General features: G+C 44.9%; 11 protein-coding genes and 1 pseudogene. 4 read left to right on the plus strand and 8 right to left on the minus strand.

Features of this window, described 5'->3' with window-relative positions:
* A pseudogene (locus tag F566_RS36055) lies at positions 1-283 on the plus strand (IS4 family transposase); the annotation flags it as partial.
* 69 nt (positions 284-352) lie between these two features.
* Here the strand turns inward: F566_RS36055 and F566_RS0100675 are convergent.
* Positions 353-745: a DoxX family protein gene (locus F566_RS0100675; RefSeq protein WP_020405053.1), complete on the minus strand. Its 393-nt coding sequence runs from the start codon at positions 743-745 to the stop codon at positions 353-355.
* Positions 746-897: 152 nt separating this feature from the next.
* Positions 898-1,677, minus strand: coding sequence for an HD domain-containing protein (locus tag F566_RS35090; protein WP_157496535.1), 780 nt, complete (start codon positions 1,675-1,677; stop codon positions 898-900).
* A 193-nt stretch (positions 1,678-1,870) separates the two neighbouring features.
* Between F566_RS35090 and F566_RS0100685 the strand changes: the two genes are divergently transcribed.
* A complete protein-coding gene (locus F566_RS0100685; RefSeq protein ID WP_020405055.1) occupies positions 1,871-2,626 on the plus strand; it encodes a DUF6630 family protein in 756 nt (251 codons plus the stop codon).
* A gap of 386 nt (positions 2,627-3,012) precedes the next feature.
* Here F566_RS0100685 and F566_RS0100690 read toward each other — a convergent pair whose 3' ends face one another.
* The 5 genes from F566_RS0100690 to F566_RS36625 form a co-directional block, all read right to left on the minus strand.
* A complete protein-coding gene (locus F566_RS0100690) occupies positions 3,013-3,933 on the minus strand; it encodes a hypothetical protein (protein WP_020405056.1) in 921 nt (306 codons plus the stop codon).
* 168 nt (positions 3,934-4,101) lie between these two features.
* A complete protein-coding gene (locus F566_RS0100695) occupies positions 4,102-4,890 on the minus strand; it encodes a hypothetical protein (RefSeq protein WP_020405057.1) in 789 nt (262 codons plus the stop codon).
* 54 nt (positions 4,891-4,944) lie between these two features.
* The gene (locus F566_RS0100700; RefSeq protein ID WP_020405058.1) at positions 4,945-5,181 is read right to left on the minus strand and encodes a hypothetical protein; all 237 of its coding nucleotides are present in this window, start codon (positions 5,179-5,181) and stop codon (positions 4,945-4,947) included.
* Positions 5,181-5,630 (minus strand): type II toxin-antitoxin system YafO family toxin, encoded by a 450-nt coding sequence (locus F566_RS0100705; protein ID WP_020405059.1) that lies wholly within the window; start codon positions 5,628-5,630, stop codon positions 5,181-5,183. The genes F566_RS0100700 and F566_RS0100705 overlap by 1 nt, the downstream gene beginning before the upstream one ends.
* On the minus strand, positions 5,623-5,775 hold the full coding sequence (locus tag F566_RS36625; protein ID WP_020405060.1) for a hypothetical protein: 153 nt from the start codon (positions 5,773-5,775) through the stop codon (positions 5,623-5,625). Before F566_RS36625 ends, F566_RS0100705 begins: the two co-directional genes overlap by 8 nt.
* Positions 5,776-6,046: 271 nt before the next feature.
* Here F566_RS36625 and F566_RS0100715 point away from each other — a divergent pair, with 271 nt between their 5' ends.
* Positions 6,047-6,352: a hypothetical protein gene (locus F566_RS0100715; protein WP_020405061.1), complete on the plus strand. Its 306-nt coding sequence runs from the start codon at positions 6,047-6,049 to the stop codon at positions 6,350-6,352.
* 246 nt (positions 6,353-6,598) lie between these two features.
* Complete coding sequence (locus F566_RS34700; RefSeq protein WP_020405062.1) at positions 6,599-6,931, plus strand: Hachiman antiphage defense system protein HamA; 333 nt, start codon at positions 6,599-6,601, stop codon at positions 6,929-6,931.
* Between the two features lie 28 nt (positions 6,932-6,959).
* Here F566_RS34700 and F566_RS36060 read toward each other — a convergent pair.
* A partial coding sequence (locus F566_RS36060) for an IS3 family transposase (RefSeq protein WP_020405063.1) occupies positions 6,960-7,174 on the minus strand: 215 nt, incomplete at its 5' end.

The raw sequence follows: 7,174 nt of genomic DNA on the forward strand, positions 1-7,174 counted from the left end.
GTGCTACAACATCATAAGGCGAGAAGCATCGATTGCGGCGGTAAGCTTTGATCGAGCCCCGTCTGACATTCGCTTCAAACCAGTGTGTGATTATATTGCTGTTCAGTTAATTGTGATGGCGGCTTCCAATCCGATATCTGGAACAGGTCGGCGCTTGTCAGAGTTAAGATCGGGAATTAGTAGTCTGTTTTTGGAGAGGCGTCCGAGGCCTACGACACCTCGGACGGTTAAGATATCAAAGACCCGATATCCAGTAGATCGCAATGCTGCTCCTCTTAAGTGAACAGCATTGCCCGCAGAGCGGGGCTAAAATAACTATAAAGTTAACGTGAAAAGTAACCTGAAAGATAAATCAGGATTTGCCTCTGTTATCCAGACTGAAGGGACCTGGTCCCGCCACCATCAATCCAAAGAAGCCCCCAGCGACAGCAAGGTTTTTCATAAAGAGAATGGATTGCATCTGGTCATCGAAATTGCTGTGAAAAATCAGCGCCGCGATGATTGAAAATCCTGCCAGTAGAAAGGCCGCCAGTCGGGTCTGAAATCCGATGACAATCAATATGCCCAGGCCAAGCTCCGTCAGAATGACCACAGGGAGCAACATGCCGGGGACACCAAAGGCTTCCATATACCCCTGGGTGCCTTCATAGCCGGAAATTTTACTGATGCCAGCAAGAATAAACATGAGTGCCAGGAGTATGCGAGCAGGTACCAGAAATAGAGGGTTGGAGAGTAGTTTGTTCATGGGGAGCATCCTCGTCAACAGTTTGATGTTGTTAGATTAAGTCCATTTTTATCGAAAGAAAATGCGTATATTTTGCTTTTTATTTTCTAGATATTAGAACGTTTTGTGGTTCAGGCCTGTATAACAGGACTGTCTAGATAGTATAGGCGTCTTTAAGAACTGAAAGGTGCGCACTGAATCATTTTCAGAAACCCGAAGCGGTTCATCAAAGCGATTCTGGAGCAAGGCCTCATGGCGGCTTCCTGCTCGAATATCCGGATTAAATCAGATTTGAATGTCCCTCTTGGGTATCGTTGCAACACCGTCTGTCGATCAGATTTATGAATTTCCCCATAGCGGGCACCAATGACATCACAGGCCGTACCGGCATTTAGATAATGCGCTATCCAGCCGTTTTCCTTTCCATCGACAATAGGGTTCAAGTGCAGAGTGATAGCTCCGAAAATGGTATCCTGAGTCTCTTCGGCCACATCGTGCTGCTGAAGAAACTGCTGACCCGCTTGGGCGCTCTCCAAGGTAAAGCATTCCGCCCCTTCCAGCTTGCCGTGCAATGAAGAGGTCAGACCGAGGTCATGGAAAAGACAACTCAGGTAAAACGTCTCTTCATCCATGGAGTGATGTGATTTCAATCGCAGCAGGCTGCCCCAGAAATAAGCGCGAATACTGTGGTAGAAAATGGTATCCGTTGCCAGATCCCGAACATAGGCTTGAGCCTCCTGAATCAATGGTGAAGAAGGAATCTTCACCTGCTCCAGTAACTCTGCAGAATGCTTCGTTGATGGCCCCTCAGTCAAAAAGGGTAAATGGGGCAAACGAGCCTTGAGTTGAACCAGGGCACTCGATCGCACATAAGTGATCTGATCCTTGAAGGTCATTCTACCCTTACGACGCAAAGTCCAATGCATGGAACCCATTCGTGTTGACGTCATCATTTTTCCCGTATGTATCTCAATAAAAAATAGCATTGGGGATAAGGAACCGGGGAGGGAATTTAGGACATTGATGGGGTGTTTAATGACAACGATTCGCTAATTCTTCAAATTCTGCATCTTTAGAGCTGTTATATTTGAAATTGGCGGTCGTCCTTTTCGTTAGATTGGTAATACACTCTGGTATATCGAGAGCTTGAGGGAATACCTAAATCAAAGCTGTGCGAAACGCCGTTCTTGGGAAAATAATTATCTGCTCCTCTCCAAAATTTCTGCGGAGTTCGGCGATTCACTAATTCAGGTTCCAGCGAAAACCCAAGAGGTGAAATTTTTGAAGATGATCTATTTGCTTATTCTTGTTTTACTGCTGTTAGTCGGTGTTGCTTTGTTTGCAATGAATAAGAAAGTAGGCGATGAGCCACAATTGAGAAACGACTATTTAGAGCTTGTTGATATTCTGTCGCAGGGAAACCAGCAAGCAAGGTCTGAAGTACAGTTGTTCTTCGATAAAAACGACGATTATTTCAATCAATATGAAGATGACCTTCTTAATCGGGGAATAGAGAGTTCCGAGGATATTCCTCCGGTGATTGTTTTGGTCGATGCTCTAATAAGACATGATAAAGTTGTGTACCAGGATCATGCGGCAGAGCCGGGTTGGGCGTTGGCCAGTCTAAATAAGCTTTCAAACGCTGTACTGGATAAATCCGAGGGCTACTGGGAATTGATGGAGCACTATAAAAGCACTAAATATGGACTTGGAACATTTTTAGATAAAGAGGGATATGGGCCGTCCATCTTTCAGTGTGTAAAGTCACAGGGCTATCGCTTGCTGTCCATTGACGAAGGTTCTGATTCCTATGCGCTGATTTTGGTCGAGGAAAAGGATCTACCTGAGTTAATCCGACTGAGTCAGAAGGCTGGTGTCAAGATCAGCTATCTGAATAAATAGTGTCACCAAGAAAAGTCAGGAAGACCCTTGTTGGCGAGACTGGTAACGGCGTTAAGGTGGAATTGTTTCAATCTGATCTGACACTTCTTCTTGAATAATAGATGGCTACTACTACCTGTCAGTACCGGGAGCTGTTAAAGATAACTTTGACCAAATGATGGTCGACTTTTATAACGCTAAGGATGCCTCAGAAGGGATGAAATTTATGTTGGACTGCTACAAGGATTGGAATTGAACTCAACTAAAGGACCGCACCGGGTCTGACTCTGCGAGTCTGACCCGCTTGTTCAGCATTGAGATAAATGTGGCGAGAAAAATTTGGGATGCACAGAAGTTTATTGGGGCACTTTGAGGGCGGCAGACTTTACCCTGCAATATTGCCTGATTTACATAGTACCCCGGAACCTGAGATGGGAAGCCAATACCCGCTGGTGAGCTTCTTCGGCCTTTTGGCGTTGTATCTTGTCTTCTTCCTGGACTAATTTATCCCACTCATCCATGGGCAATCTATTATTGTGTTGTTCACTAATGAGTTTTGACAATTCAAACTCATCAAACACCGGGTATGTCTCAAACTCATAGGGAGGCAGATGCTCGGAAAGTCTTTCGTCCGGATATTCTGACTGTACAGCTTCCTTTTGCTTCTGGGCATCTTCTGACAGCTCGATGGTAAAGCTCGACATCACTTGCTCGATCAGCTTTTGATAGGTTTCGTGTAGGCGGCTGTTTTTGATACGGATGATTTGTTTGAAATCCACGTTTAGCATGTGCTCATCCGTAATTGGCAAATGCCAGACTGAACCGACCACTTCTTCAGCATTATGGAGTCCAGGGTTCCCCTGATATTGATAATTTACCCAGTTGAACCCACTGAATTCTCTGATCTTCCAATGTTGTCGGCTTAAACCGGATACCTGAATTGAGTTAGGAGAGGCATAAATGTATCTTTCGATAGAACACTCCAAATGCCTCGGACGAAACAGACTGCTGAACTCAGGCATCCTGGCTAACGTAACGTGAAACTTCAGATCCCCGATACGCCCTTCCAGCAAGGGTAGACCAAAGAATACCCAGTCCTTCAGTGCAAGGCCGCAGCTAAGGGGCCTGTATTTATTTTTGATGCTGTTACGTTCAAATACAGCAGGATCATATATATTTTCAGTGACTAACAACGGCGCACGGTAATCAATCAGTTCATGATTGTTCTTAGGCGCGCTGTAGGTAATTTCAGTGCCGGACAACCGTATTTTATGATCCTCCCAGCGGTTTGGGCCGCTGGGGTGTCTGCGTGAAGCCAGTCTCCACATAGGTTTATGCTCTTACCATCATTTTATGTAGGGAATTTCGTTCGGCGCTGTGTTGACCGCCGGATCTTCAGTGACTTCCTGATGGCTTTCGGTCCATCCCTATAAGGTAAAGGGCGCTCCCAAGGCATATTCCTACATGGCTTTTGTCCCCGCAAAGATACTGTTAGGTCACTTGGCCTGACTAACTTCGGCCATCACTTCCTCATAACGCTGTTGAGCATCGGGGGCTAACTTGACGTGAACGTGAGACATGAACTCTTGGATCGTCTTTTCAACTGCCCCGTCTAGGTCGTGGTCAGGCTCGTAGTACTCACGGTTTTGGGCGCTGGGTTGAAAATGGAGCATCAATACATGATCGTCGGAAATGGGAATGCTCCACAGTCGACGTTTGGGTCCATTCGGTTTCTCTATAGTGCAGCCGTACCACTCTCTACCATGAATTACTTCTCTGCAAATCTCGTCTGCAGATTTTGGGTAACGCCAGAAGTGTTGTTCAGGATCAATAGTAGTGTCATAGTTTTCCCGATTTTCCCATAGGTCTCTGTTCATATCCCCCCATACACCATCACAATGTCTCAGTATCCATGCCTTGGTGTCTACAGGGTTGAATAGAGTGTCAACCTTGCGGTAATGAGGGTGACGCCTTTGAAGCTGGATGTCATGCATCAAATAGCCGATTAGACCATCCCCGAAGGGATTGTCTCGGAAGTCCCAGCCAGTGGCTACTAAGTTTACAGACATCCCTATGCTTTCCACTGTATTCCAAGACTCGTAGATATCGTCCTGATAAATATTCAGAGTCTCTGGCGCAACCTTCATTTCTGCAGTCATCTCATGAGGAGGACAGCGGAACCGTAGCTCTGTACCCGACAGATTGAAGGTCATCCAGGGAGCGTTAGCAATATCCGGCCCTAGAGGATTCATCTTGGACGCTTTAAGACGGCGCAGGAACTGCATTAAAATTGCCTCCTCCAGACACTTCCCAGCTCCCGAACTAAGGCAACGAAAGACTTACAACTCTCCCCACTCTGGCCACTCACCCCGGAAGCGTGCAACGATCTCACTGGCGGGAAGAAAGCCAACGACTCTGTAATCAGAGGGAAGCTTTTCTTCACAATAAAGATCATACCAGCCATCGTCTTTCCAATAGAGCAACTGGTTCTCACCGAGGCCGTTGGGGAAAATAGTTGCAGCTAAGAACACCCCCTCCCATTTCGGAGTGCCTTTTTCCCAATTAACTTTTGACATCAATACTGGTCCCTAAACTCTCTTGCCATATCAGCGAGCCTTCTCAATCTAGGTGAAGGAGGTTTTGCAAGGTCATGTGCATTGGCTGAGAAAAAATCTAATATGAGGAATAAATTCTCATTAAGAAAGCCTTTAGTATATACCAAAGCCTTATCGTTCGGTGGATCACCAATGTCGCATGTCAGGCTATATGGGTCAATATATCTATTTTGTGCCATTGCTTTTTGACGTCTCTGAAAGGCTTTAGAAGAGTCATGCAATATATGTATATGGAGTAGGCCGGCATCCCTAATCGACTGGGGATAATCGTAAGAAGCGTCTCTTCCGAAGTAGGGTATGAGAACACCTTTCTTGAACAGTTTAAAGTCTTGAACCAACTGCCGGAAATACAAATTTTCTTGATATGCATCGTTTAGTGACGGGTGAAGCTTAACCTGGATGTTAGACATCTTTATAGTCTGCTTTAGTCAGCTTCTTGTCTTCTTGAAAAGCCTTTTTATGGCGTGATTTCTCAACACTTTTCTCGATGCTATCCAGGCTTGCGATTGTTGGAGTAAGTTTGGGTCTGTCTTTGATGTTGTCAGGTTTACTCATCTTAAAATCCAATATTTTGGTATGTTCGTTGCCTTGGGGGATTAAATTTTAAGAAAGCCCGCTACTCAAAATAAGTAGTCTCATGGACTAGTTCTGCTCAGTAGGGGCTAAGTCATTTCATATACGCATGATGTTTGAACGCGCTCAGGTTTATCCTCGCTACGGTCTATTTCTGACTTGTTGCATATAATTTTTTATAAATGAGTCGAGAGGGCTTTTTGAGATTTGTCGCGCAGAGAATGTCTGTTATCAGGGAGGCAGGATTGGCAGTATGATCGAATACAGATACGACGAAGAAAAACAATTTGCACAGTATTTTGCAAATGTGTTGAACGAGGAAATTGTCCTAAATATTTTCCACACAGGTACAGTCCAGAATGCCGATGAAGCAAGGCGTTTAAGTCGCTTCTTCTGGAAAATGGTGGATAAGTCTATCGAAATGGAAAAGGCGGGTACGAAGTTCCCCTGGGTAGAAAATGCTGAATACTGGACCGAAAAGTTATACAACACTTTCGGTGGCTACCTAGAGCGAATTGGCTATGGAGAAATCTGGGATGAGGAAGTTGATAACGCATAAAACTTGAAAGTTTTGTGACAGTGGCAGCCCCCAGATTTGATGTGAGTAAAAAATATGTATGACCTGCACTGGGGCCATAGAAGGTGGTCAAATTTGAGGGCTACTACGCATGTCATTGGCAAAATGTAGTTCTCAGGAATGTGCTATGTTTTTAGTTAGCATTTAGTGGCGAATGTCCGCTTACGACCCATAGCGGACATTTAAACAAACAAAAACCAATACTAATGGATTGGCGAGCAGCTCTGTATGCCTTGGACAAATGAACATCTTGCTTGGCTTCACGAAACTGGTGAAGTAATTGCTATATCAACAGGTGAGAATGTTCCTGTTTATGAGTTCGCATATGATATAGCCAATGAAGAGGTTATGTCTCACTGGGCAAGACATTTTAGAAATCACTATTGCGCTGATGCGGAAATAGAAATACTAAAGCCTGAAGGGATGACGAACTCCGAATATTTGTTAAGCCTGAAGTTTCCGGACAATTCTTCTGGCTTAGGGCCAAGCACACGATCTGGAGATTTTGCAGAAATATTGGTCGCTGATTATTTGACGTTTCTTCACGATTACTATGTTTGACGTGGTCAACTGATTTGTGACAACCCAGTTAAGCAACTTCTCGTAATTCTTTCCAGGCCGTTTCATATTGATTCGGGCTTTGGTAATCCAAATATGAATGTAGCCGAAAGCTGTTGTAGAACATCGTGATGTAATGCAACACATCTTGCTGTGCTTCTCGTCGAGTCTGGTAGTGGTGCCATTGAATCCGTTCTTGCTTCAGGCTACCGAAGAAGCTCTCCACTACCGCGTTATCCCAGCAGT

It is taken from the genome of Hahella ganghwensis DSM 17046, from assembly GCF_000376785.1.
In the GTDB taxonomy this organism is placed as follows: Bacteria; Pseudomonadota; Gammaproteobacteria; order Pseudomonadales; family Oleiphilaceae; genus Hahella; species Hahella ganghwensis.